The sequence below is a fragment of the Amycolatopsis roodepoortensis genome, from assembly GCF_024628825.1.
Lineage (GTDB): Bacteria > Actinomycetota > Actinomycetes > Mycobacteriales > Pseudonocardiaceae > Amycolatopsis > Amycolatopsis roodepoortensis.
On record NZ_CP102415.1, the window covers coordinates 7,713,725 to 7,738,485 of the forward strand.

27 protein-coding genes and 1 pseudogene are annotated in these 24,761 nt (G+C 69.3%); 18 read left to right on the forward strand and 10 right to left on the reverse strand.

Features of this window, described 5'->3' with window-relative positions:
• The first annotated feature begins 8 nt into the window (after window positions 1–8).
• The 7 genes and pseudogenes from rpsB to NQK81_RS37190 all read left to right on the forward strand — a co-directional run bounded on the left by rpsB (window position 9) and on the right by NQK81_RS37190 (window position 5,167).
• The gene (gene rpsB, locus NQK81_RS37160) at window positions 9–881 is read left to right on the forward strand and encodes a 30S ribosomal protein S2 (protein ID WP_034310929.1); all 873 of its coding nucleotides are present in this window, start codon (window positions 9–11) and stop codon (window positions 879–881) included.
• Window positions 882–973: 92 nt separating this feature from the next.
• Complete coding sequence (gene tsf, locus NQK81_RS37165; RefSeq protein WP_126733406.1) at window positions 974–1,798, forward strand: translation elongation factor Ts; 825 nt, start codon at window positions 974–976, stop codon at window positions 1,796–1,798.
• Window positions 1,799–1,890: 92 nt separating this feature from the next.
• On the forward strand, window positions 1,891–2,634 hold the full coding sequence (pyrH, locus tag NQK81_RS37170) for a UMP kinase (RefSeq protein ID WP_005154669.1): 744 nt from the start codon (window positions 1,891–1,893) through the stop codon (window positions 2,632–2,634).
• 51 nt (window positions 2,635–2,685) lie between these two features.
• Window positions 2,686–3,243 (forward strand): ribosome recycling factor, encoded by a 558-nt coding sequence (frr, locus tag NQK81_RS37175; protein ID WP_034310934.1) that lies wholly within the window; start codon window positions 2,686–2,688, stop codon window positions 3,241–3,243.
• A complete protein-coding gene (locus NQK81_RS37180) occupies window positions 3,243–4,139 on the forward strand; it encodes a phosphatidate cytidylyltransferase (protein ID WP_126733405.1) in 897 nt (298 codons plus the stop codon). The genes frr and NQK81_RS37180 overlap by 1 nt, the downstream gene beginning before the upstream one ends.
• Before the next feature lie 179 nt (window positions 4,140–4,318).
• Window positions 4,319–4,955, forward strand: a pseudogene (locus tag NQK81_RS37185) (carboxylesterase family protein).
• Window positions 4,952–5,167 carry a carboxylesterase family protein gene (locus tag NQK81_RS37190; protein WP_257485204.1) on the forward strand — a complete coding sequence of 72 codons (216 nt, stop codon included), beginning with the start codon at window positions 4,952–4,954 and terminating at the stop codon, window positions 5,165–5,167. Before NQK81_RS37185 ends, NQK81_RS37190 begins: the two are co-directional and overlap by 4 nt.
• A gap of 13 nt (window positions 5,168–5,180) precedes the next feature.
• Here the strand turns inward: NQK81_RS37190 and NQK81_RS37195 are convergent, their stop codons facing one another.
• A complete protein-coding gene (locus NQK81_RS37195; protein ID WP_257485205.1) occupies window positions 5,181–6,026 on the reverse strand; it encodes a VOC family protein in 846 nt (281 codons plus the stop codon).
• Between the two features lie 115 nt (window positions 6,027–6,141).
• Here NQK81_RS37195 and NQK81_RS37200 point away from each other — a divergent pair, with 115 nt between their 5' ends.
• A complete protein-coding gene (locus NQK81_RS37200; RefSeq protein ID WP_257485206.1) occupies window positions 6,142–6,981 on the forward strand; it encodes a class I SAM-dependent methyltransferase in 840 nt (279 codons plus the stop codon).
• On the opposite strand, the gene NQK81_RS37205 is transcribed toward NQK81_RS37200, so the two are convergent.
• From NQK81_RS37205 to NQK81_RS37225, 5 genes are all read right to left on the reverse strand, one after another.
• Complete coding sequence (locus NQK81_RS37205) at window positions 6,927–7,532, reverse strand: PadR family transcriptional regulator (RefSeq protein ID WP_257485207.1); 606 nt, start codon at window positions 7,530–7,532, stop codon at window positions 6,927–6,929. The genes NQK81_RS37200 and NQK81_RS37205 overlap by 55 nt on opposite strands.
• 88 nt (window positions 7,533–7,620) lie before the next feature.
• The gene (locus NQK81_RS37210; protein WP_126733401.1) at window positions 7,621–8,088 is read right to left on the reverse strand and encodes a GNAT family N-acetyltransferase; all 468 of its coding nucleotides are present in this window, start codon (window positions 8,086–8,088) and stop codon (window positions 7,621–7,623) included.
• On the reverse strand, window positions 8,078–9,286 hold the full coding sequence (locus tag NQK81_RS37215; protein WP_257485208.1) for an MDR family MFS transporter: 1,209 nt from the start codon (window positions 9,284–9,286) through the stop codon (window positions 8,078–8,080). Before NQK81_RS37215 ends, NQK81_RS37210 begins: the two co-directional genes overlap by 11 nt.
• Window positions 9,286–11,454: a YcaO-like family protein gene (locus tag NQK81_RS37220; protein ID WP_257485209.1), complete on the reverse strand. Its 2,169-nt coding sequence runs from the start codon at window positions 11,452–11,454 to the stop codon at window positions 9,286–9,288. The genes NQK81_RS37215 and NQK81_RS37220 overlap by 1 nt, the downstream gene beginning before the upstream one ends.
• A gap of 88 nt (window positions 11,455–11,542) precedes the next feature.
• Window positions 11,543–11,677, reverse strand: coding sequence for a hypothetical protein (locus tag NQK81_RS37225; protein ID WP_257485210.1), 135 nt, complete (start codon window positions 11,675–11,677; stop codon window positions 11,543–11,545).
• Window positions 11,678–11,874: 197 nt separating this feature from the next.
• Between NQK81_RS37225 and rlmN the strand changes: the two genes are divergently transcribed.
• The 4 genes from rlmN to NQK81_RS37245 all read left to right on the forward strand — a co-directional run bounded on the left by rlmN (window position 11,875) and on the right by NQK81_RS37245 (window position 14,658).
• A complete protein-coding gene (rlmN, locus tag NQK81_RS37230; RefSeq protein ID WP_126733398.1) occupies window positions 11,875–12,981 on the forward strand; it encodes a dual-specificity RNA methyltransferase RlmN in 1,107 nt (368 codons plus the stop codon).
• A gap of 33 nt (window positions 12,982–13,014) precedes the next feature.
• A complete protein-coding gene (locus NQK81_RS37235; protein WP_257485211.1) occupies window positions 13,015–13,293 on the forward strand; it encodes a hypothetical protein in 279 nt (92 codons plus the stop codon).
• Between the two features lie 24 nt (window positions 13,294–13,317).
• Window positions 13,318–13,728 carry a hypothetical protein gene (locus NQK81_RS37240; RefSeq protein ID WP_257485212.1) on the forward strand — a complete coding sequence of 137 codons (411 nt, stop codon included), beginning with the start codon at window positions 13,318–13,320 and terminating at the stop codon, window positions 13,726–13,728.
• A 114-nt stretch (window positions 13,729–13,842) separates the two neighbouring features.
• Window positions 13,843–14,658, forward strand: a complete 816-nt coding sequence (locus NQK81_RS37245; protein ID WP_257485213.1) for a DUF1206 domain-containing protein — start codon at window positions 13,843–13,845, stop codon at window positions 14,656–14,658.
• 45 nt (window positions 14,659–14,703) lie between these two features.
• Here NQK81_RS37245 and NQK81_RS37250 read toward each other — a convergent pair whose 3' ends face one another.
• The 3 genes from NQK81_RS37250 to NQK81_RS37260 all read right to left on the reverse strand — a co-directional run bounded on the left by NQK81_RS37250 (window position 14,704) and on the right by NQK81_RS37260 (window position 16,669).
• Window positions 14,704–15,027: a putative quinol monooxygenase gene (locus NQK81_RS37250; RefSeq protein ID WP_257485214.1), complete on the reverse strand. Its 324-nt coding sequence runs from the start codon at window positions 15,025–15,027 to the stop codon at window positions 14,704–14,706.
• The gene (locus NQK81_RS37255) at window positions 15,024–15,800 is read right to left on the reverse strand and encodes an acetoin reductase (RefSeq protein ID WP_257485215.1); all 777 of its coding nucleotides are present in this window, start codon (window positions 15,798–15,800) and stop codon (window positions 15,024–15,026) included. The genes NQK81_RS37250 and NQK81_RS37255 overlap by 4 nt, the downstream gene beginning before the upstream one ends.
• Before the next feature lie 95 nt (window positions 15,801–15,895).
• On the reverse strand, window positions 15,896–16,669 hold the full coding sequence (locus NQK81_RS37260) for an AraC family transcriptional regulator (protein ID WP_257485216.1): 774 nt from the start codon (window positions 16,667–16,669) through the stop codon (window positions 15,896–15,898).
• A gap of 91 nt (window positions 16,670–16,760) precedes the next feature.
• Here NQK81_RS37260 and NQK81_RS37265 point away from each other — a divergent pair, with 91 nt between their 5' ends.
• The 6 genes from NQK81_RS37265 to NQK81_RS37290 all read left to right on the forward strand — a co-directional run bounded on the left by NQK81_RS37265 (window position 16,761) and on the right by NQK81_RS37290 (window position 23,236).
• Window positions 16,761–17,564, forward strand: coding sequence for a sulfite exporter TauE/SafE family protein (locus NQK81_RS37265; RefSeq protein WP_257485217.1), 804 nt, complete (start codon window positions 16,761–16,763; stop codon window positions 17,562–17,564).
• A gap of 127 nt (window positions 17,565–17,691) precedes the next feature.
• Complete coding sequence (locus tag NQK81_RS37270) at window positions 17,692–19,677, forward strand: peptidase S8/S53 subtilisin kexin sedolisin (RefSeq protein WP_257485218.1); 1,986 nt, start codon at window positions 17,692–17,694, stop codon at window positions 19,675–19,677.
• Between the two features lie 80 nt (window positions 19,678–19,757).
• Window positions 19,758–20,939 (forward strand): cysteine desulfurase-like protein, encoded by a 1,182-nt coding sequence (locus NQK81_RS37275; RefSeq protein WP_257485219.1) that lies wholly within the window; start codon window positions 19,758–19,760, stop codon window positions 20,937–20,939.
• Window positions 20,940–21,096: 157 nt separating this feature from the next.
• Window positions 21,097–21,648 (forward strand): hypothetical protein, encoded by a 552-nt coding sequence (locus tag NQK81_RS37280; protein ID WP_257485220.1) that lies wholly within the window; start codon window positions 21,097–21,099, stop codon window positions 21,646–21,648.
• Between the two features lie 137 nt (window positions 21,649–21,785).
• A complete protein-coding gene (locus NQK81_RS37285) occupies window positions 21,786–22,613 on the forward strand; it encodes a poly(ethylene terephthalate) hydrolase family protein (protein ID WP_257485221.1) in 828 nt (275 codons plus the stop codon).
• A gap of 68 nt (window positions 22,614–22,681) precedes the next feature.
• Window positions 22,682–23,236, forward strand: coding sequence for an isochorismatase family protein (locus NQK81_RS37290; RefSeq protein WP_257485222.1), 555 nt, complete (start codon window positions 22,682–22,684; stop codon window positions 23,234–23,236).
• A 6-nt stretch (window positions 23,237–23,242) separates the two neighbouring features.
• Here the strand turns inward: NQK81_RS37290 and NQK81_RS37295 are convergent, their stop codons facing one another.
• Window positions 23,243–24,670: a PP2C family protein-serine/threonine phosphatase gene (locus tag NQK81_RS37295; RefSeq protein ID WP_257485223.1), complete on the reverse strand. Its 1,428-nt coding sequence runs from the start codon at window positions 24,668–24,670 to the stop codon at window positions 23,243–23,245.
• Window positions 24,671–24,761: the final 91 nt, after the last annotated feature.

The window sequence follows — 24,761 nt, forward strand, 5'->3', positions numbered from 1 at the left end:
TTCCGGCAATGGCCGTCGTCACCATGAAGCAGCTGCTCGACAGCGGCGTGCACTTCGGGCACCAGACCCGTCGGTGGAACCCGAAGATGAAGCGCTACATCTTCACCGAGCGCAACGGCATCTACATCATCGACCTGCAGCAGACGCTGACCTACATCGACCGTGCGTACGAGTTCATCAAGGAAACCGTCGCGCACGGCGGCACCATCATGTTCGTCGGCACGAAGAAGCAGGCCCAGGAAGCCATCGCGGCCGAAGCCTCGCGCGTGGGCATGCCCTACGTGAACCAGCGCTGGCTCGGCGGCATGCTGACCAACTTCCAGACGGTGCACAAGCGTCTTCTCCGCCTGAAGGAGCTCGAGTCGCAGGAGCAGACCGGCGGCTTCGCCGGCCTGACCAAGCGCGAAATCCTCACGCTCACCCGTGAGAAGGACAAGCTCGAGAAGACCCTCGGCGGTATCCGCGACATGGCCAAGGTGCCGAGCATCGTGTGGATCGTCGACACGAAGAAGGAGCACATCGCCGTCGGCGAGGCTCGCAAGCTGAACATCCCGGTCGTCGCGATCCTGGACACCAACTGCGACCCGGACGAGGTCGACTACCCGATCCCGGGTAACGACGACGCCATCCGTTCGGCCGCGCTGCTGACCAAGGTCGTGGCCGAGGCCGCCGCCGCCGGTCTGATGGCCCGCTCCAGCCGCAACGGTTCCTCCGCCGACGCCAAGCCCGAGGCGGGCGTCGCCACGGACGAGCCGCTGGCCGAGTGGGAGAAGGAGCTGCTCGCCGGCTCCGAGACCGCCGCCGCGGACGCCAAGGAAGCCGCCGCCGCGACCGAGGCCGCCACCGAGGCTCCGGCCGAGCAGGCCACCGCCTCCTCCTGATCCACCTGCCCGTGGGGCCGCCTGGAGGCGGCCCCACGGGTGACTTCCCCAAAAGACTTTCTCGTACCTGAAAAAGGACGGACACACCCACGATGGCGAACTACACCGCCGCAGACGTGAAGCGTCTCCGGGAGCTCACCGGCTCCGGCATGATGAACTGCAAGAAGGCGCTGGAGGAGAACGACGGCGACTTCGACAAGGCCGTCGAGTTCCTGCGCATCAAGGGCGCCAAGGACGTCGGCAAGCGCGCCGAGCGCGCCACCGCCGAGGGCCTCGTCGCCGGTGACGGCGGCGTCCTGATCGAGCTCGACTCCGAGACCGACTTCGTCGCGAAGAACGAGGACTTCCAGGCTCTCGCCGCGAAGATCGTCGAGGTCGCGAAGGCCGAGAAGACCAGCGACGTCGAGAAGCTGAAGGCCGCCTCGCTCGACGGCAAGACCGTCGAAGAGCAGGTCCAGGAGCTGGCCGCCCGCATCGGTGAGAAGCTCGAGCTTCGCCGTGTCGCCGCTTACGAGGGCACCACCACCACGTACCTGCACCGTCGCGGTGCGGACCTCCCGCCCGCCGTCGGCGTGCTCATCGAGTACACCGGTGAGGGCGAGGCCGCCGCCGAGGCCGCCCGTGGCGCCGCCATGCAGGTCGCCGCGCTCAAGGCCAAGTACCTGACCCGCGAAGAGGTCCCGGCCGAGGTCGTCGAGAACGAGCGTCGCGTCGCCGAGGCCACCGCCCGCGAAGAGGGCAAGCCGGAGCAGGCCATGCCCAAGATCATCGAGGGCAAGGTCAACGCGTACTACAAGGACAACGTCCTGCTCGAGCAGCCGTCGGTCAAGGACAACAAGAAGACCGTCAAGGCCCTGCTCGACGAGGCCGGCGTGTCCGTGAGCCGGTTCGCCCGGTTCGAGGTCGGCCAGGCCTGATCCAGGCGCGGAACACAAGAATCACCACTGTGCCCCGTCTCCGTCCATCGGGGACGGGGCACAGTCGGGTTCGGAGCATTAGGGAGGGCGACATGGGTGTCCGGGTCGAAGGCGGATACCGGCGGGTGCTGCTGAAGCTGGGCGGCGAGATGTTCGGCGGCGGTTCCATCGGGGTTGATCCGGATGTGGTGCACTCGGTCGCTCAGCAGATCGCCGACGTCGCGCGCACGGGCGTGCAGATCGCCGTCGTGATCGGCGGCGGCAACTACTTCCGTGGCGCGGAGCTGTCGCAGCGCGGCATGGACCGCGACCGCGCGGACTACATGGCGATGCTCGGCACCGTCATGAACTGCCTGGCGTTGCAGGACTTCCTGGAGAAGGAGGGCCTGCCGACCCGCGTGCAGACCGCCATCACCATGGGGCAGGTCGCCGAGCCGTACATCCCGCGCCGCGCCGAGCGTCACCTGGAGAAGGGCCGCGTCGTCATCTTCGGCGCCGGGGTCGGCATGCCGTACTTCTCGACCGACACCGCCGCCGCGCAGCGCGCGCTCGAGCTCGGCTGCGAAGCCGTCTTGATGGCGAAGGCCGTCGACGGCGTCTACACCGCGGACCCGAAGAGCGACCCGACCGCCGAGATGTTCCACGAGATCAGTCACCGCGAGGTGCTGGAGCGGGACCTCAAGGTCGCCGACGCCACCGCGTTCAGCCTGTGCATGGACAACAACATGCCGATCATCGTGTTCAATCTGCTCACCGAGGGGAACATCGCCCGCGCGGTCAGTGGTGAGAGGATCGGCACCCTGGTCGACACCCCCGCCGACGGGGTGCCCGCGTAGGCCTGCTCTGATCTTCGCAATCGGTACGCATACACAACTACGGGAGTTGCCGTGATCGACGAGACCCTCCTCGACGCCGAGGAGAAGATGGAAAAAGCGGTGTCCGTCGCCAAGGAGGACCTGTCGTCGGTACGCACCGGCCGGGCCCACCCGGGGATGTTCTCGCGCATTGTTGTCGAGTACTACGGCGCGCCGACCCCGCTGAACCAGATGGCGAGCGTCAACATCCCCGAAGCCCGGATGGCGTTGATCAAGCCTTACGACCAGACCTCGCTCAACGCCATCGAGAAGGCGATCCGCGAGTCGGACCTCGGCGTCAACCCGAGCAACGACGGCAACGTGATCCGCATCGTCATCCCGCAGCTCACCGAAGAGCGCCGCAAGGAGATGGTGAAGGTCGCCAAGGCCAAGGGTGAGGACGCCCGCGTTTCGATCCGCAGCGTCCGCCGCAAGGCCAAGGAAGAGCTCGACCGGATCAAGAAGGACGGCGAGGCGGGCGAGGACGAGGTCGTCCACGCCGAGAAGGAACTCCAGAACCTCACCGATACTTACAGCCACAAGGTCGACGAGCTGGTGAAACACAAGGAAGCCGAGCTACTCGAGGTCTGATGAGCCAGGTGAGCGAGGAACGCGAGGACCGGGTGGACGCCCCGGAACCGGTTCCGGCCGAGAAGCCGGAACCGGCGAAGAAGGTTTCCCGTGCCGGCCGCAACCTGCCCGCCGCGATCGGGGTCGGGCTGCTGCTGGGGGCGGCGATCGTCACGTCCCTGCTCACCGTGCGCTATCTGTTCATCGGCATCATCGCGATCGCCATCGCGGTCGGCACGATCGAGCTGGCCGGCGCACTGAAGCGCGCGGCGGGCATCCGGATCGCGCTGGTCCCGGTGCTCGTCGGCGGTCAGGCGATGATCTGGCTGGCGTGGCCGTACGGCCGCGAGGGCGCGCTGACGGCGTTCGTGCTGACGGTGCTCGTCTGCCTGCTGTGGCGGTTGCCCGGCGGCGCGGACGGCTACCTGCGCGACATCAGCGCGTCGGTTTTCGCCGCCGCGTACATCCCGCTTTTCGGCGCCTTCGCCGCCATGCTCGTCCCACCGGCGGACGGTGTCGGCAGGGTGCTGGCGTTCATGATCGGTGTGGTCGCTTCGGACACCGGCGGCTACATCGCCGGTGTACTGGGCGGCAAGCATCCGATGGCGCCCAGCATCAGCCCGAAGAAGACCTGGGAAGGGTTCGCCGGTTCGCTCGTGGCCGGAGTGGTCGCCGGCGCGCTGACCCTGAGCCTTCTCCTCGACGGTCACGCTTGGCAGGGCGTGCTGTTCGGCGCGGCGATCGTCTGCACGGCGACGCTGGGCGATCTCGTCGAGTCGCTGATCAAGCGTGACCTCGGCGTCAAGGACATGGGGAACATGCTGCCGGGGCACGGCGGGCTGATGGACCGGCTCGATTCGTTGCTCCCTTCGGCCGTCGTCTCCTGGCTGCTGCTCTCCGCATTCGTGCCTCTTTAGGTCAAGTCCCTGTGACGAGCCGGGCGCTCTGTTATGGCCGGGGGTATGCGCCTCGACGGATGGGTAAGCGATTTCTGGCCACGGCTCTGAGCTTGGTGACGCTCGGAGCGCTGACGACGACCGCGGCGGAGGCGGGCTGAGGCCCGGTCGTCGGCACGGATTCCGGTCCCGTCCGCGGCGTGAGTACCGGCGAATACCGGAGTTTCCAAGGTATTCCGTTCGCCGCGCCCCCGGTCGGTGATCTGCGCTGGGCGCCGCGCAAAGACCTGGACCCTGGACCGCGGTGCGGGACGCGAGCAGACCGGGGCCCCGGGTGCGTGCAGGCGGCGGGCTCGGCCCGGGGCCGAGTGACAACGAGGATTGCCTGTACCTCAACGTGATCAGCCCGGCCAAGCCGGCGCGGAAGCCGCGTCCGGTCATGGCCTGGGTCCACGGCGGCAGCTTCACGTACGGGCCGGAAGCGACTACGACTTCAAGCGCATGGCCCTCGGCGGGGACGTGGTCGTGGTGACCGTGAACTACCGGCTCGGCGTGTTCGGCTTCTTCGGGCTTCAGGACCAGAAGGCCGCGCTTCGCTGGGGGCAGCGCAACGCGCACGTCTTCGGGGGAGATCCGGGGAACGTCACGCTGTTCGGCGAATCGGCCGGCTCGATGAGCGCGTGCGCCCAGCTGGCTTCCCCGTCGGCGGCGGGGCTGTTCCAGCGCGTGATCATCCAGAGCAGTTACGAGTTCGCGGATCGCAACGGACCTTCGCTTCTCCCGGAATGTCCATGGGTGCCTCATATGGAGCCGAATTGGCCTATTTGTCCGATGTGACCGCACTTCCGGCGAATTTGACGTCCGCCCAGCAGGAACTGGCGGCGCTAATGATCCGGTATTGGACCGTCTTCGCGCGCACCGGTGATCCGAACGGCGGGGAACCGCCGAAATGGCGTCCCTCGCCGCGGACGCAATCGCCGGCGCCGGGCGCGATCGGCCCGGTCGACCTCGCGGCGGTGCACAATTGCCGGTTCTGGGCCGGTATTTGACCGGGGAGCGGGCTCAGTCGTCGTAGGGATCGTCGACTTCGGCGGTGCCCCAGCCCTCGACGGCCCGCGAGTGGTCGATCACGGCGAACACCGAACCGTCGGGGTCGGCGAGGATCGCCATCCGGCCGTACGGGGTGTCGTAGGGCTGGACCACGACGGTACCGCCGAGCATCAAGGCCTGTCCCGCGGCGGCGTCCGCGCCGCGGGCCGGGTCGAGCTCGAAGTAGACCATCCAATGCGGGGGCGTGTCCGGCCGGTACTCCGAACCCATCACGTACCGGTAGAGCACGGGTTCGTGTTCGATGAGCCATTCGGCGTAGTCGAGCGAGGCGCCGTCGCCGATCTGGTGGCTGGTGTAGTTGAAGAGGCGGCAGTAGAAGTGATCCGCCGCCGCCCCGTCGTGGGTGTTGAGATCCGCGCCGCTGAAGGTGTTCGGCACCCCGGTCGCGAACTCCCAGGTGGCGGGCGGCTCCCAGAAGACGACGTGCGCGCCGCACGCGTCGACGGCGTGGACGATGTTGCCGCGATGGGGGATCGCCACCGGCCCGAGCGTGACCCGGCCACCGAGACTGTCGACCCATTCGGCGGCCGCGGCCGCCTGTGGCACCGAGATGTGGACGCTCCAGCCTGCCGGGCCGCCGGTAGCCGCGCGGTACAGACCACCGGCCGGGACGCCGTTCAGCGTGGCGATCGAGTAACGGCCGGTCGGTGTCGCCGGATCGCGCTGGACGACGTACTCCCAGTCGAAAAGCCCGCTGTAGAAGGTTTGTGCGGCCGATTCGTCTCTGCACGCGAGCTCGATCCAGCACGGGATTCCCGAAGGTATGACGGAAGTGTGGGCGGCCGAGCCGAGCGACATGCGGTTCTCCCTTACCGGTGGGAGTAAAGTCTAGTCGCTGACCGCATTGTTTCCGTCAAAGATTTCGACCGGACGACCCCGGAACCCGGCCCGGTGTCCCTTCGTTGGAGCTTCCGTGCGCTGGTTTCCCCGAGCCCTCTCCTCCTTCCGTCGCGGCGGTGAGGAGGTGCTGCCGAGCCCGAACATCTGGTACTACCAGAAGGCCTACGAGGTCGAGAATCGCGCGCAGGACGTCGACGACGAGATCTGGCGCGTGCTCGCCGGGTATCGCGATTGGTCCGGCGCGGACGTCCTCGACATCGGCTGCGGTGACGGTTTCCATCTGCCGCGGTTCGCCGCGACGGCGCGGTCGGTGGTCGGGGTCGAACCCCATGAGCCGCTCGTCCTCGACGCGCGGAAACGGGTGGAGCGACTGGAGAACGTCGAGGTGCGGCAGGGGCGTGCCCAGCGGCTTCCCTTACCGGACGCGGCTTTCGACGTCGTCCACGCGCGCACCGCGTACTTCTTCGGCCCTGGTTGTGAGCCCGGTCTTCGCGAAGCGGAGCGGGTGCTGCGTCCGGGCGGGCTGTTGGTGATCGTGGATCTCGATGTGACGAGTGAGCCCTACGGACGCTGGATGCGGCTGGATCTTCCGCACTACGACCCGCCCGGGGTGGAGAAGTTCTTCGCCCGTCAGGGATTCGGCTGCCGCAAGGTGATGACGCGGTGGCAGTTCGAGGACGCCGCCGCGATGGAGGCGGTGCTGAAGATCGAGTTCAGCGCTCCGGTCGCGGCGAAGGCGATCGCGGACGTCCGGCGCCTGAACGAGGTTTCGTCAGGTGCCGGGGAGAAGCGGATGACGCTGCCGGTGGGCTATCGCGTGCATACCCGCGTCAAGCCCACCGGCCTCGTCGTGCCAGGTCACTCCGCGTCCTCGTCCGGAGTGGCGTCCTCGGCCTCACCGAGGATGCCGTAGATCGTCCGGCGTGCCTCGTTGAGCACGTCGACGGTGCGGGCCTGCTGGCTTTCGCTGCCGGCGTGCATCACCTGCGCGACCGCCGCGGCCAGGGTCGCGCCGGCCTTGCGGAGGTTGACCTCGGCCGGGTCGACGTCGTGGGCGATCTGCTCCCACGGCGGGACGGCGTCCTGCTGCTCGGCCGCGGCCCGGCCGGATTCGGTGAGTTCGAACAGCTTCTTGCCGTTCTCGTCCTTGCTGATCACCAGGCCTTCGTCGGCCAGCAACTGCAAGGTCGGGTAGACCGAGCCGGGGCTCGGCTTCCAGAAGCCGCCGCTGCGTTCGCCGATCTCGCGGATGATCTCGTAGCCGTGCCTCGGCTGCTCCGACAGCAGCGCCAGGATCGCGGCGCGGACGTCGCCGCGTTTGCCGCGCCGCCCGGGACCGCCGCGGCGGCCGTGCCGGTGCCGGTGGCCCGGTCCGCCCGGACCAGGCGGGAAGTCGCCGAAGCCGCCGCGGGACCAAGGTCCGAAGGCGGGCCGGCCGTGTTCTGGGGGGAAGGGTCGTCGCATGAGGTGAATCCTTTCTACGTACTGTCTCGACACGTTCACGATATATCGGAAACAGTCGCACGGCAACCCGTTTTGGGTGATCTGGCTCTCAGGAGAGGTCGAGCGCGAGCAGATCGATGCCGCCGAAGTCGAACTCGCCGACCTTCCGCCAGCCCCAGCGCCGGTACAGCCGCCGGGCGGGAGCCTCGACGCGGGACGCGAGTACGGCGAACCGCTCGGGCCGCTCTTTCAGCAGGTCATCGAGCAGAGCGCGGCCGAGCCCGCGACCGCGGAGCTCGGGGAGGAGCGCCAGCTCGTACACATAGAACAGCGCTTCGCCGTCGAGCCACGACGGCGCCGGAGCCGTCGCGCGTTCGGGCCACCAGCCGATTTCCTGCCGGACTCCGTAGGCGAAGCCGCCGAGTGCTCCGGCCTCGCGCACCGTCGTCATGGCGAACCCGGGGAGCGCGGCGTGTTCGGCGAACAGCACGCCGAAGCGGGCGACGTCGTCCTCGCCTTCGAGGTACGGCGGTTCGCGGTAGACGCGGCGGTAGACGTCGTCCAGTTCAGAGCGCACGGTTCAGTCTGCCCAGCACCACGATCGCCACGCCACAACAGCCGATCAGCACCAGCCACGGCAGAGCCGCACCGTGCGACAGCAGCCAGGTGAACGTCGCCGGAGCGATCACCCGCGCAACGCTCCACACGAGTTCTTCGAGGCCGAGATAGCGGCCGCGCAGCCGCGCCGGGGCGATCGCGACCGTCAGCGCGCTGCTGGTCGGCGCCTGGAGCAGTTCGGCGGCGGTGAAGACGATCATCGCGAGGGTGAGCACGAGGAACGCCGTCGTGGGCCGCCCGGTGGGCACCAGCGCGAACAGGACGAACGACACCGCCCACACCGCGGCCGAGACCTGGAGCGTGCGCGGCATGCGACGCCGCTCGACCCGGCGCGACACCACGGTCTGCGCGAGCACGACCAGCACCGTGTTGATCGCGAACAGGACACCGGGCTGCCAAGCCGGCAGCTTCAGGCCGTCGAGGACGTACGCGCTCAGCAAGACGGTCAACGCCAGATCGCACAACGCGAAGACGAAGACGGTCACTAGAACGCCCCGGAAGATCCGGTCGGCGAGCACCTTCCGGTAGCCGCCAGGGGGAACGGCCTCGGATCCGCTCTCGCGAGGGGTGCCCGCCGGGGCTCGCCACGAGGCGACCAGAACCGCGGCGACGACGAAACTCGCCGCGTTGACCAGCACGATCGTCGTGTAGCCGCCGGGCCCACCCCAAGCGACCATCGCGGCGCCGAGTAGCCCGCCGAGCCCGATGCCGACGTTGCGCAGCGCGCGTTCCATCGCGTACCAGCGGGCGCGCTGACCCTCGTCGGCGACCTGTGCCACCAGCGCGCCGGTCGACGGCCAGAACATGCCTTCGCCCCAGAACGTGATCGCGGCCAGGACGACCAGATGCCAGGCCTCGCCGGCGAAGACGTAGCCGGTGAAGGTCACCGCGCGGATCAGGTTGGCGGTGATCACCATCCGTCCCGGCCCGAACCGGTCGATCAGCCGTCCCGCGAGCGGACCCGACGGCAGCGCGATCATCGCCGCGATCGACAGCGCGGCTCCGACGGCCGTGAGCGACAGACCCTTCGCCGCGTGGAAGTACACGACGGCGAACGGCAGGAACAAACCGGTCCCCAGCGCGTCGACGCTTTGCGCCGCGATGAGCGGGAACCGGCCGCGAGTGCTCGGGAGCCCGAGCAGGTCGGCGGCGGCCATCACGCGTGGGGGAGCGGGAAGACGTTGAGTTCGTGCTCGGCGAGCGGTTCGTCGCGCCAGCCGAGCGCCACTGCCGCGTCGGCGATCCTTCCGTTGCCCCACAACGGAGAACCGGCGGGGAAGTTCGACACGAGCCCCGGGACCAGCGTATGCGCGGCATGGAATCCGGCGGCCGCGACGTCGCAGGTCGTCAGGTCTACGCTGATCACCTCGAATCCCCGGGCTTCGACGCGGGCTTGGTAGGCCTTCAGCCGCCGTTCCCCGAGGGCGGGAAGGTCGTCCCAGCCACGGCTCGGCAGGTCCCTGAGCCAGGGCGCCACTCGCTTCACGGCCCGTGGGTCGAGATAGATCTGTTGCTGGCAAAGGAGATCCGCGACGTCGGCGAAGTCCTCGCGGTACGAGTCCAGGTAGCGCCGATCGGCCCGGTGCGGTTTGAGGTTGCCCAGATGCGGCAGGTCCCGGCGCATGCCCGCCAGTTCGCGTTCGTCGTCGAGGGCGCGGCAGGTGTGCTGGAGCGTGAACCCTTCGGCGAGCGCCTTCTTCGCGGCCTCGAGCGCGTCCGGCCGGGTCGCGAAACCGATCGACAGCCAGCGTTTCACGCGGTCGAGGACCACCGCTGCGACCACCGGGACGTCGAACTCGTTGTCCAGGTGGATGAGCGTGACCTCGTAGTCGTCGGTGGCGTCGGCGATGAGCGACCGGATCTCGTCCGGGATCGAGAGCCTGCCGAGCCGTGGCGTGTTGGCCCACCAAAGCATGGTGGTGTCGCGTTCGAGGACCTCTTCGAGGCCGGAGGTGACGGCGTGCTCCTCGGTGGTCCCGCTCGCGAGGCCGGCGATCAGCGGATCGGCGAAGTACGCTTCCTCCGGCCGTCGTTCGTTCGAGAACAGGAAGGCCGGAACCCAGACGGGTTCGCCGGTGGTGTGGGAGAAGCCTTCCACCCAAGAACATTCCGTGTCCTGGGTCAGTGGCGCGAACGGGAAACCCGGCGACCGGTACTGCGTGGCCGAATAGAGGTTCAGCCGTTGCGGGTCGAGTGCGGGGACGCCGTAGCGGAAGAATTGCTTGTAGCTGCCGAAGCACACTTCGCGCTCCGGAGCGAGCCAGCTTCCGCAGTAGCGCTCCACCGCTTCGCCGATGGCCGACTGACGCGCGAGGTCGAAGTCGTGCCAAGACGTGCCGAAGGCCTGACGGTCGTTGGGCCAGTTCGTCACGCGGCGCATGTCCGCGACATCGACCGCGCAGACCCGCAGCCGGGCGGGCATTCCCGGCGCGGGCGGGATCTCGCCGACGCCGGTCACGATCCCGGTCTGGTCGTCCACCAGCAGTCCGGGGTCGGTCGTGGCGGGAACGGGCCGGGCCCGGTCGGGTACGGGGAGGATCGGACGGCGGATCTCGGTGAGGTCCGCCGGGTTGAGTTCGATCTCGCCGGTGGTCAGGCCGGAGCGTCCGCCGGAGAGCCAGTGTTCGAGATGGACGGCGAGGGTGGTCAGCGCCCAGCGGGCGTCGCCCGGCCGAAGCGGGATGGAGTCCGAGGGGGCCGAGAGGAACGCTTCGACGACTCGCGGGTCCTGTGCGGCGGAGCGGCGCCGCGCGACGACGTCGGCGAAATCGATGCCGCCGGGCGCGATCGCGGGTCCGGCGATCACCCGGCCGCGTTCGCGGCGCAACGGCAGCCAGCGCACCCCGCTGCCGGCGCACAACGCGTCCAGCGCGATCAGTTCGGTGTAGGCGGGGTGATCGAAGGCCGCGACCACGACGGTGTTCTCCGTGTCCACTTCGGACAGATCGTGGAAGTAGGGGACCGTCTCGACGCTCGCGTACCCACCGCTGTGGAGGATTTCCGCCAACGGCTCGGTGAGCGCGGGCGAGCCGGTGAGCAGGATCGAGGTGGCGGCGACGTCGTCGTCCCCGGTGTCACGGCCGGAGCTGAGGCAGCCGTCCGCTTCGAGGATCTCCATCATCTCCTCGTAGTCCGGATCCATTCCGGCCAGCAGTTCGGCACGGGTGCTGGTGCCGTCGCAACGGCTCGCCCAGGCACGGAACTCCCGGGTCGGCGCGGCGATGTAGAACTGGCCCCCGTTGGGCGTGACGAGAAAGCAGAGCTCCGGTTCGAGATCGGTGATCTCGATTCCGTCGAGCCGCGGTCTGACCTCTTCGGACCCCATGGCAACCCCATCGTTTCCAGGACTCCCGCCTCGCCGCCGCGGTCCAGGGCGCGGGACCGCGGCGGCGCGGGCGGCGTTGTCGGCCGGTTTACTTGGCGGCGGAACGGTTGTGGACGACCGCGCGGTTGTGCACGACGGCCCGGTTGTGGACGACCGCCCGGTTGTGGACCACGGCGCGGTTGTGGACGACGACGGCGGCGGGGCGCTCGAAGGTCGAGATCATGGGTCCTCCTGATTTTCACTCGGGGTCGTCACGCTCCGTGGCGCGACATGACCAAGTCTCGGGCCGGACGTGACCTCCCGACGTCTCCTGATGTGCGATCCGCACGGACGGCCCGGGCACGCTTCACGTGACCTGGAAAACAGCGATCCGGGGCGGCCAAGGCGCGTCGAAGGTGGACATGGGACACTGAGTGAGCTATGACTGCCCTCCCTCTCGTCTTCGACGCGCCCAAGCGCGGCCTTCCGCCGCGCCACCTCGCCGACCTTTCCGCCGCCGAGCGGGCCGCTGCCGTCGCCGAGCTGGGGGAGAAGCCGTTCCGCGCGAAGCAGCTTTCGAACCATTACTTCTCGCGGCTGACGGTGGACCCGGCGGAGATGACCGACATCCCGGCGGCGTCGCGGGAGAAACTCGTCGGCGATCTGATGCCGACGCTGCTCACCGAGATCAAGGCGCTCGCGTGCGACGACGGCACCACGCGCAAGACGCTGTGGCGCGCGCACGACGGGACGCTCCTGGAGAGCGTGCTGATGCGCTACCCGGATCGGGCGACCCTGTGCATCTCGAGCCAGGCGGGCTGCGGCATGGCGTGCCCGTTCTGCGCGACCGGGCAGGGCGGCCTCGACCGGAACCTGTCGACCGCGGAGATCGTCGACCAGGTCCGCGCCGCCGCCGCGGTGATGCGCGACGGAGCGATGCCCGGCGGACCCGGACGGCTGTCGAACATCGTCTTCATGGGCATGGGCGAGCCGCTGGCCAACTACAAGCGGGTGGTGGCGGCGGTCCGGCGGATCACGGATCCCTCGCCGGACGGGCTCGGTATCGGACAGCGTTCGGTGACGGTGTCGACGGTGGGTCTCGCGCCGGCGATCCGCAAGCTCGCGGACGAGAAGATGCAGGTGCGGCTGGCGGTTTCGCTGCACACGCCCGACGACGAGCTGCGGGACACGCTGGTGCCGGTGAACGAGCGCTGGTCGGTGGACGAGGTCCTCTCCGCGGCCCGGTACTACGCGGACACGTCCGGCCGCCGGGTGTCGATCGAGTACGCGCTGATCCGGGACGTCAACGATCAGCCTTGGCGTGCCGAGCTGCTGGCGAAGCGGCTTCGCCAGCACCTGGGCCAGCTGGTGCACGTGAACGTGATCCCGCTGAACCCGACGCCGGGCAGCAAGTGGGACGCCTCGCCGAAGCCGGTGGAGCGGGAGTTCGTCCGGCTGGTGAACGCGGGCGGTGTGGCGTGCACGGTCCGTGACACGCGTGGTCAGGAGATCGCGGCGGCGTGCGGTCAGCTCGCCGCCGAGAACTGAGTTCTTCCTTTCAGTGATGGAGATTTTGTCGTGATGTATGCCCCCAGCCTGCTGGATCCGGCTGCGGAGGAGCTGAAGCTCACGGACGTGATCGGCCACGGCGCGACCGGTGTCGCGCGCGAGGCCAGGACGTTGCTCGGTGAGCGGTTCAGCTCGGTGACCTTCATGTACGTCCTGATGCGGGCGTTCGAGGTGGAGTACATGGCGGCGCGGGACGCTTCGCGGTGGCACGAGTTCCACGGCGGGCCGTACGCGTTGTCCGACGCCGACCTCGAAGCCGTGCTGGCGCCCTGGCTCGGTTCCCGCCGCTAGACCGCGAGGTGACAGGATGCGGGCGTGTATTGCCTGCAGGCCGTCGTCGTCACCGAGTCCGCACGCGCTGAATTGCCCGCTTCGGTCGAGGGCGCGCGGCTCGTCCCGGTCGGGCATCACCTGTCACTGATGCCGTTGCCCGAGACGCTGCCGGAAGCCGGGGAATTCCGGACCGTGCTCGCAGCGTGCTCCGAGCACGGCGCCGTGGCGTACATCGAGGCCGAGTACTTCGGTGGTGTCGGGACGCAATCCGCGCAGGTGTGGGACCGCGGCGAGACGGTCCTCGGCCCGCTGCACCTTGCCGAGGACGAGCCGGCCTTGGCCGCCGGCAGTCCGATTTCCCAGGCGCTTCGGCGGCTCGGCGTGGCCAAGGGCGACCACTTCGACGAGTTCGACGCCGTCGGGCTCGGCAGGCACCGCCACACCGGCGATTAGCTCTCCTCCTAGCGATCCACTCCTCCTCTGCCGCTGGGCCGGACGGCCCAGTCACGCGGCGGTCATGGCCATCGGCGGCGACACTCGATGGAGACTCACGAGGAGGTGGACCGGATGTCCGCGACCAAGGCGAGACAGGTGCGCCACAACACGGCCGTCCAGGTACTCGGACGGATCGGGATGGGCTGCTACGGCCTGGTGTACCTGCTCATCGGGTACCTGGCGGTGCGCGTCGCCGTCGGCGGTGGCGGCCAGGAGGCCGACGGCCGTGGTGCGATCACCGAGGTCGGCTCGACCCCGATGGGCGGCGTCCTGTTGTGGGTGCTGGCGGCGGGGCTGGTGGCCTACGGCCTGTGGCAGGGGCTGCTGGCCGCTGTCGGTTACACCTGGATCGACAAGCAGCGAAAACGCACCGTGAAACGGGTGACGTCCGGCGTGCGCTGCGTGGTGGGGATTTCCTTGGGCGTCTACGCGGCCAGGGTCGCCATGGGCTCGGGGGAGCAGGGCAGCGGCGACCAGAAACAGCAGGAGTTCACCGCGCGGCTGCTCGGGTTGCCCGCCGGGCCGTTCCTGGTGACCTTGGTGGCCGTCGTCGTGTTCGGGGTCGCGGTGGGTTCGGTGGTGAAGGGCGTGCGGCGGACCTTCCTGCAGGATCTCGACCTCTCGCGGCTCCCGTCGGGGACGCGGCGGTGGGTCGAGCGCCTCGGCAGGATCGGTTACGTGGCAAGGGGTGTCGTATTCGGCGTGGTCGCGGTACTCGTCGGCTACGCGGCGCTGACGCACGACGCGGCCCGCTCCGGCGGGCTCGACGCAGCCCTGCGGACCTTGGCCGCTCAGCCGTTCGGCACGGTACTGCTCATCGTGGTGGCCGCCGGGGTCGCGGCCTTCGGCGTGTACTGCGTCGGGGCGGCACGGGCCCAGCGCGGCTGACGGCGCGGCCTTGTCCCGCCCCGGAACCGAGGCGGGACAAGGGAACTACTCGACGGCCAGTTCGCCCAGCTCCGACCAATCGTCCTGATCGACCTTCGCGTTGACGATGCGCGGCGTCTCGGCCAGGTACCGCGGAAGCTCGCGCTGGGCCGTGCGGAAATGTTCCGAACCGACGTGGGCGGCACCCGCCTCGTCGTCGCGGAACGCTTCGACGAGCACGTATTCGTCCGGGTCGTCGAGGCTGCGAGCCCAGTCGTACCAAAGACAACCGGGCTCGGCCCGGGTCGCTTCGGTGAACTCGCGCGCGATCTCCGGCCATCGGTCCGCGTGTTCGGGGCGGACCCGGAACTTCGCCGTGATGAAGATCATGAGAACTGGATTCCCCCGTCGATCATCACCGATTGGCCGGTCATGTAGTCGGAATCCGGCGAGGCGAGATAGGAGACGTACGCCGCCACGTCCTCGGGAACGGAGACGCGCCCGAGATGGATCAGGTTCGAGTACTTCTCGATCGCCTGTCCCTTCCGGATTCCTTCCGATTCCGCCAGTTTCTCGTCGATGAGGTCCCACATGGCCGTCCCGACGATGCCGGGGCAGTACGCGTTGACGGTGATGCCGTGGCGCGCCCATTCCATCGCGGCGGCCTGGGTCAGCCCGCGCACCGCCCATTTGGACGCGGAATAGTGGCCGAGCAACGCGAACGGGCGATGGGCGACGATGGAGGCCGCGCCGATGATCTTGCCGCCGTTCCCCTGCCGGATCATCTGCTTCGCCGCGGCCTGGTAACAGAGGAAGATGCCGCGCGCGTTGACGGCCATCATCCGGTCCCAGTCCTCCGGGGTCACTTCGAGCAGCGGCAGGACCTGCGCGATCCCCGCGTTCGCCACCATGACGTCGAGGGAACCCAGCGCGCCGGCGGTTTCGGCGACCATGGCGGTGACCGATTCCGAGTCCGCCACGTCCGCAGTGATCGCCGCGGAGCGCCGTCCCGTTTCGCGGATCTCCTTGGCGACCGCTTCGAGTTCCGCTTCGTGGGCGGCGACGTCGTTGACCGCGACGTCGTGCCCGTCGGCGGCGAGCCGGAGCGCGATCCCCTTTCCGATTCCTCGTGCCGCACCGGTGACGAGTACGTTCTTGCTCATGCGATGACTCCCTTGTTCGCCTGGGCTTGAACGGAAGGTAGGGGCGGCGACGGCAGCTTGGGAGTGGCCTCGTGTCTCACTTTGAGACACGGCGATCAGAGCGACGACGCGGCGCGATAGTCCTTCGGCGAGGTGCCGAGAAGCCGGGCGAACATCGTGGAGAACGCGGCGGGGCTCTCGTAGCCGAGCGAGGCGGCGATCCCGGCGATGGGAAGACCGTCCGACAGCAGCGAGAGGGAATGCAGGACGCAGGCCCGCTGCCGCCAGCGGGCGAAACCCATCCCGGTTTCGGTGGTGAAGAGCCGGTTCAGCGTCCGCTCGCTCACGTGCAGCCGGGCGGCCCAGCCGCCGGCCGGATCGTGGATGTCCGGATCGTCCAAAAAGGACTCGCACAGGGCGCGCAGCCGGTCGTGCTTGGGCAGCGGGAGATCGAGGCGGACCGGGGCGGCCCGGCGGATCTCGTGCAGGGCCAGGCCGATGACCGCGGCGTCCCGCCCGCGCGGGGTGTACAGCTCGGGCACGCCGACGGCCTCGTTCAGGAGTTCGCGGAGCAGTGCGGAGACTTCGACGACCTGGCAGCGGCGCGGGAACCACGGCACCGCCTTCGGCTCGATGTACAGGCTCCGGGTGCTCACAGTCGTGGTGAAGACCTGATGGACCGTTTCCGGCGGCACGAGCACCGCCCGCCGCGTCGGGATGGTCCACGTGCCGTCGGCCGTTTCGACCCGCATCGATCCCGTCGCGCTGTAGAGGAACTGCGCCCGCCGGTGCCGATGCGGCAGGATCCGGTGCCCCGGCGGGTAATCGGTGCGGATGGCCACCACCGCGCGGTCGAGGTGGTCGACCTCGTCGATGGGGATGTCGCGCACCTCACCCAGCGTACGCCGGATGTCCGATACGCGAAAGAAAGTGGCGTTCTTTCGAATGCCCGCCGCGCCCAGGGCGCCTACCGTCGCAGGAGTGCTGATCGAGATCGCGGTGCTCCTCGGGTTCGGCTGCCTGAGCGGGGTCACCACCGTCCTTTTCGGATTCGGCGGCGGATTCGTCACCGTTCCCGTCGTCTACGCCTTCGCGCTCGCCGACCCGGAGAACGCGTCGTCCGCGATGCACGTGGCGGTGGCCACGTCGACCGCGGTGATGGTGGTCAACGCCGGGAGCGCGACCGCCGCGCAACTGCGGACTGGACGGCTTCGCCGCGACTACCTGTGGCCGCTCATCGCGTTCATCGGCCTGGGCGCCGTGCTCGGGTCGTTCGCGGCGACCATGGCCGACGAGGGCGTGCTGCGCTGGCTCTTCGTCGCTTATCTCGCGCTGACCATCGCCGACAGCGTGGCCCGGAAGGGGTTCGTGAGCAGGCGGGACGACGGCAGGCCGCGTGCGCTCGGCGGGTTCACCATCAGCGCGGGCGGGATCGGAATCGGTGCCGTGGCGAGCTTCCTCGGGGTCGGGGGCAGTGTCCTCACCGTCCCGCTCATGCGGCGCAAGGGTTTGCCGATGGCCGACGCGGCCGCGCTGGCGAACCCGCTGAGCCTGCCGGTGGCGGTGATCGGCACGGCCGTCTACGCCTTCGCGGCGACGGGTCCGGCCCCGGGCGCCGCCCATCTCGGCTACATCGACCTGGTGGCCGCGGGCGCGCTGCTGTGCGGGTCGCTGCCCGCCATCGCCGTGATCCGCCGGGTGGTCGGCCGCATCCCGGATCGCGCCCACGCCATCGCGTACCTCGCCTTGCTCGCCACCGCGCTGATAGCGGTCGTCGTCCGTTAGTGATCCGATGAGTTCGGCTCATGTCAAGCCTTGACAAGGCCTCACCGGGATGGCAAGGGGTTATCGACAGGCAAAGATCCGACGAATCCTCTATACCTTTGGGGGAACTTGCGCCAAGATCTCCCGCATGAAACTGAGATCGATCACCAAACGCATGTTCGTTCTCGGACTGCTGACGGCTCTCGGGACCACCGGGGCGACGTCGGTGGCCACCGCCGAACCCCAGCTGCCGCCTGCCGAGGTCAACGCGACCGGACAGCCGCACGGCGCCTGGGACCCGGTCGGCCCGAACAGCGTCGGCGGGCTGCTGGCGGTTTCACCCGCTGGGCTCGCGATGATGGTGCCCGGCCCGCCCGCCCTGTGGCTCTCCGGCGACCGCGGCGCCTCGTGGACCGTGCGCAGGGGCCTGCCGGCGGACACGTCCATCCAGGGATTCTTCGCCGATCCGGTGAACCCGGACCGGATGCTCGCGGTGGGCAACTCGCCCGGCGGGATGCCCGGCGAGTGGCACGGGATGTTCCTGCGGACCACCGACCGTGGCCAGACCTGGGAGACTCTGCGCGAGTGGTACCCCGACGGCGCGTTCGGGATGGCCACGGACCCGACAGGCCGGGTCGTCGTGGTGCAGAACCTCGACTCGCTGAGCGTCAGCATCGACGGCGGCGAAAACTGGAACGACGTGCCGAGGACCTGGCCGCGCGAAGGGATCGCCTCGCCGGTCGGCGCGCTCAAGCTCACGATGGTCGGCGACGACGCCTACTTCACGACGGTCTACCCCGAATACGCGCTCTGGGTGGTTCGCGGGGTCAGCGGCAAGGAGCCGAAGGCCGAACTCGTCTACCGGACGAACGGCGAGGTCAATCAGGTCGCCGCGGACGGCGGGCGCCTCGTGGTCACGGTCGGCTCCGAACTGCACGGCTCCACCGACGGTGGCAAGACCTGGACGGTGCTGCGCCGCGAGCCCGCCGGGCAGACCCTGCGCGAACCGCGTTTCGTCGGCGGACGGCTGTACGTCTCGACGTATAACGACATAGACGTCAGCCCGGACTTCGGCCGCACCTGGATCCGCAAACCGGTGCCCGCCCCGGGCGAAGGCGTCAGCGACATGATCGAGCTTCCCGCCGCGCCGGGCAAACCCGCCACCACGCTGATCTCCTCGCTGTACCGCGGCGTGTACGCCGATGGCGGCAAGAGCGGATACCAGCAGATCGGCGTGCCCGGTGAGACCATTCGCGACCTCGTGACCACCGGGAACCTCCTGCGGGAGAGCGTCGTCGCGGCCGGTGTGCAGGAGATCTACAACACCCCGCTCCCGCGCGGCAAGGTCTCCGCGACGGACCGGGTCTGGCAGTCGCACCCCACCGACCGGCTGCACGAGGACGCGAGCCTGTCCGTCTCGCCGGGCCGCCCGGACGTCGTCTGGCAGGTCACCAGGAACGGGTTCTCGCTCGACGTGCTGCGCAGCGGCGACGGCGGGCGGAGCTGGCAGTTCGCGGCGAAGGCGAAGGAAGGGCTCCCCAGGACGATCTTCGCTCACCCGGCCGATCCGGACCGGATCATCGTCTCGGCCTTCGCGCCCAGCGGTTACGTGCTCCACCGCAGCGACGACGCCGGGAAGACCTGGGAAAAGCTCTCGGTCGACAGTGGCTTCACCACGTTCGCCGGTGATCCGTGGAACCCGAACCGGGTCTGGGGCGGGGACTCCGGCGGCCTGTCCCGGTCGGACGACGGCGGCAAGACCTGGACCCACGTCACGAGCCAACCGGTCAGTTCGATCTCCGTCAGCCGGTGGGGTGGCGGCCGCGTGCTCATCGGCGGCGCGGGCATCCACCTGAGCGAGGACGGCGGCCGGACGTTCCGCCGGGTCCGCGACGGCGAGGACCCCCGTGAGATCAGCCGCATCCTGCCGCATCCGTTCGACTTCCGGGTGTGGTTCGCGAGCGACGCGACCGGGGGAGGCGTGCTGCGCAGCACGGACTTCGGCCGCACCTGGTCGCCCGTGCCCGGCGCGCTGCCCGATCCCAGGGTGCTCTCCCTGGCGATCAGCGCGGACGGCCGGTATCTGTTCGCCGGCACCGCGCAGTCCGGCGCGTACCGGTTGAAGCTGTACTGAGTCCTGGCGCTTCGTGGCCGGAGAAAGTTCCGGCCACGAAGCGTTTACTCGGTCCCCCGTCGAATGTCAGAGTCGAGGGCATGGCCATCGACGTCGCCGCCCTCCGGCTGCACTTCCCTTCCCTCGCCGACGGAACCGCCTTCTTCGACGGGCCCGCGGGTACCCAGACACCCCGGCCCGTCGCCGACGCCATCGCCCGGACGCTCACCGGTCCGCTGTCGAACCGGGGCATGGTCAGCCCGTCCGAACTCAACGCGGAGAACGCCGTCGCCGCGTTCCGTGCCGCGTACGCCGACTTCCTCGGTGTGCCCGCCGAAGGTGTCGTCCACAGCCGCAGCGCCACTCAGCTGACGTACGACTTTTCCCGGCACCTGGCCAAAAACTGGCGTGCGGGCGACGAGATCGTCGTCAGCCGTCTCGATCACGACGCCAACGTCCGGCCGTGGGTCCAGGCCGCGGACCGAGCCGGGATGACCGTCCGCTGGCTCGACGTCGATCCCGAGACCACCGAACTCGACCTCGATACGCTGGTCCTCACCGAAAGGACGAAGCTGGTCGCGGTCACGGCGGCCTCGAACGTCCTCGGCACGAAGCCGCCGATCCGCCGGATCGCCGATCTCGCCCACGACGCCGGGGCGCTGGTGTTCGTGGACGGAGTCCACTACGCCGCCCACGACCTGGTGGACGTTCCCGCGCTGGGAGCGGATTTCTTCGTCTGCTCGCCCTACAAGTTCCTCGGCCCGCACTGCGGGGTGCTCGGCGCGTCGCCGTCACTCCTCGAAACCGTCGAGCCGGACAAGCTCATGCCGTCGCCCGACACCGTGCCCGAACGGTTCGAATTCGGGACGCTGCCGTACGAAATACTCGCGGGCGCGACGGCGGCCGTGGACTTCCTCGCCGCGCTCGACCCGGGATCGGCCGGATCGCGGCGGGCGCGGCTGGCGAACTCGATGAACTCGTTGCACGAGCACGAAAGCCTGCTGCTCGCCCGGTTGGAGAAGGGACTGGGCGACGCCGTCACCGTCCACGGCAAGGCCGCCGACCGGACGCCGACCGTCCTGATGGGCCTCGGCGGCCGCGAGCGCGAGGCGCAGGAGTACCTCGCCGAGAGGAACGTCGTCGCACCGGCGGGATCCTTTTACGCATACGAAGTCTTCGCGGCCCTGAAGCTGGAGGACCCCGCGCTCCGCGTCGGGCTGGCACCGTACACCAGCACCGAGGACGTCGACAGGCTGCTGGACGGGCTTTCGGCTTTCGGGTGACAGGCCACAGTGGACAGTGCGGTGACCTGCACCGGACGGGCTCCGCCGCGTGTCGTCCACCTGATCACGCCTGTCGTCCGTTCGGACACGCGAATTTCCGTAACTCGAACAGGTTGGATTTCCGCGCCGTCGCCGGGAGCCGTATTACCGTTCGGTCATGATCGACAACGGGAGGTTCGCGATGCGTTTCCGGTCGGTGGCCGCTTCTGTCCTTCTCGGTTGCGCGCTGTGCGTGGCGCCCGCGGCACTCGGGGCCGGGGCGCGGTCGCTCGCGATCCAGCCCTGCCCCGAGGTCAACGATCCGCCCGACTACACGATCTCGAACGGCGCCAAGGCCTGGATGAAGACGAATCTCCGCAGCGACTACCTGCGCGGGCCGGGGACGATCACCTACAACAAGACCACGACGTCGTCGGTCAACGCGTCCATCACCGGTACGACCAGTGCCGAGGCGGGCGTCATCTTCGCGAAGGCGAGTGTCTCGCTGGCCGTGAGCGTCGGCGCGAGCTACTCGAAGTCCGATTCCTGGTCCTATTCCGCGACGGTGCCCGCCGGGAAGACGTTGCGGTTGCAGCAGTACAAGGAAGCGCGCTCGTTCACCGTGCAGAAGTACCGGATCGTCCCGCCGTGCAAGGTCAAGTACCTCTGGAAGAAGAACGCCGTCGCGCCGGTCAAGAGCCCCAGCTACCTGTGGCAGCTGATCGGCTGACCCCGGTTTTGGGGCCGATCACAAGACTCGTTCGCCCGATCTTGTGATCGGCCCCATGGACCTACGGTGACCGTGCCGACACGCTGGGAGGTGCGTCGCGGGCAACGGGGCCCGGACGGAACGGGACGGTGGCCACGATGGGGAGACTTCGCGCACGGATACTGATCGCCGGGATGGTCGCGCTCGCGACCGTGGGCATCGCGCCCGCCGCGACGGCCGAGACCGGCATCGCGAGCCGGTGGAGTGAACCAGGGCCCTACACGGTGACAGTCGAAGCCCTCGACAGCACGCATACCATGTACCGGCCTTCGCGGCTGGAGAAGCACCCGGTGATCCTGTGGGGCAACGGGACCGGTGCCGGCCCGAAGATCTATGACGGCTTGTTGCGGCATCTGGCGTCCCACGGTTTCGTGGTCGCGGCGGCCGACACGCCGAACGCGGGTTCCGGTCAGGAGATGCTGGCCGGGGCCACGACCCTGATCGCCGAGAACTCCCGTCCCGGCAGCCCGTACCAAGGGAAGATCGACACGGCGCACATCGGTGCCACCGGCCACTCCCAGGGCGGCGGCGGGGCGATCGTCGCCGGCGCGGACGCCCGCGTCACCACGACGATCCCGATCGAACCCGGACCGCAGGGCTCGGCCGCGGCGCTGAAGGGTCCCTCGTTCTTCCTGGGCGGGCAGTTCGACACCATCGTCGTTCCCGGGCTGCTGGTCATTCCGCGGTACCGCCTGGCGGACCAGGTCCCCGCGATCTACGGCGAACTCGGCGGAGCGACCCATTTCACGCCGGTCGGCGACGGGGGCGGGTTCCGCGGCGCGATCACGGCGTGGTTCCGGTTCTGGCTCTCCGGCGACGAGCGGGCCCGCGCGGAGTTCTTCGGCCCGTCCTGCGGATTGTGCCGTGACGGGGCGTGGTCCGACGTCCGTCGCAACGCGAAGGCGCTGGCCGTCCCGGGCGCTTGATCGACGGATCTTGTCGGTGCCCGGGGTTAAGGTCTGCCACAGCAGCCTGACCTGGAGGGATATCCGCGATGACCACACTCGTCAACCGGCCGAACACCGCGCTCCTCGTCGTCGACGTCCAGAACGGCGTCGTCGACGAGGCTCACGAGCGCGACGCCGTGGTCGCGAAAATCGGCGGGCTCGTCGGCAGGGCGCGCAGGGAAGGCGTGCCGGTCGTCTGGGTGCAGCATTCCGACGATGAACTCGTGCGGGACAGCGAAGAGTGGCGCATCGTCGGCGAGCTGGACCGTGAAGACTCCGAGCCTCTCGTCGAAAAGTCCTATGGGGACTCGTTCGAGGACACCGATCTGGAGCAGGTGCTCGCCGAGCGCGGGGTCGGGCGGCTCGTGGTCGTCGGGGCGGAGACCGACGCCTGTATCCGTTCGACCCTGCACGGCGCGATGGTCCGCGGGTACGACGCGACGCTGGTCGGTGACGCGCACACGACCTTCGACAAATCGGAGTGGGGCGCGCCGACGCCGGAGCAGGTCATCGCGCACACGAACCTGTACTGGCGGCACCAGGTCGCGCCGGGCCGGAAGGGAGGGACGGTCAAGGCGGAAGACGTCGATTTCCGCGGCTGAACCTCTTCACCGCGTTCCTGGCCAGTAGGCGATCAGCAGTCCGGCGTCGCCCGTGAAATCGCTGCCGTGGTGGGACTTCGCCGCGTCGAGCACGCGGCGGACGATTTCCGGCGGTACGTGCCCGGCACCGGCGGCCAGGCTGTCGGCGAGCGCGAACCGTTCACGGTCGGCGGTGCGCGCTCCCGTGAGGCCTTCGGTGTGCAGGACTAGGAGCTCTCCGGGCCGGAGGTGAGCGGTCGTGATGTGCCCGGGGCCGCCGTCGCCGAACGGTGGCCGCCGCGCACTGTCCACTGTGGCCGGCCCGTGCCCGGTGCCGAACACGAGCGGTGGTTCGCCGCCCGCTTCGAGATGGCGCAGTGTGCCTCGGGTGAGGTCCACTTCGGTCAGCGTGCCGCGGACCGTGGTGCCGTCAGGGAACTGCGCCGAAAGCGCTTTGTCGACAGCGCTTTCCTGGCCGCGTAGATCCTGGCCTTCGCGACGGGCCGATCGATAGGCAGCGAGCGCCGTCGAGACCGCCAGACCCGCGGGCCCGGTGTCCCGGCCCGCGTCGAAGATCGCCAGCCACGCCGTCGTTTCGGAAAGGGCGTAGTCGAAGGACACTCCGCGAACGTCGTAGGCGGGCTCGACGCCGCCCGCGACCACGAAGTCGCCCGTCGCCGCCGTCAGCGGCGGCAGGTTCTGCCAGAGCAGCTCGGCGGTGGGGCCGCGCCACCTCCGGCGCCGGGTCGTGTCGAGGCCGTCGCCGTAGCGCATCGCGGCGGCGATGAGGTGGCCGGACAGCGACGCGAGCCACTGGCACTGGGTGCGCAGGGCGGGGTCGTGGAGGTCGGCGCCCTGGACGGCGCCGATCTCGAGCACGCCCATCCGCTCGTCGCCGTCCAGGAGCGGGGTCCACAGCCGCGGCCCGCCCGGCTCCTCGGACAGCACGGTGCCGGCGTGCCGGTAGGCCCGTCCGGCGGTGCCGGCCCCGATGGGCAGCGGCGCCCGGGCGGGTGCGAACTTGGTGGGGAGGGGGTGGAGCTGCCGCTGCTCGTAGTCGGCGAGGTAGACCGTCAGCTCCAGGTCGAGCGCCCGGCCCGCGGCGGCGACGATCGCGGGCAGCCGCTCGGGAGAGACCCGCTGGGCGCCGTCGAGAAGTCCCACCAGCGCGGCCAGGAGACCGCGGGGGCGGCTGCCGTCGCCGACGTCGCGGCTGTACGGCGCCCGCCGCGTACCCGAGAGCTCGTCGAGCCGCTCGTTGACCGCGTGCGCCACCATGTCCCGCTGGATGCTGGGCAGGGGGAGCACGCCCCTCAGGTAGGCCGCCAAGTCGGCTTCGCTGACGTCACCGCCCAGCGCGAAATACCTCAGCCACAGTTGCTCCAGGGTGAGCCCTGTGCGCGCGAAGCATTCGGCGATGACCCGTCGCTGCTCCGCGGCCTGGAGCGTGGACACAGTGATCACCCCCGGGGTTCTCGGCGACACCGGCCCGGGTACCACGGCGGCCCGAGGTGAAACATGAGCCGGGAGCCGACGGGCCGATGCG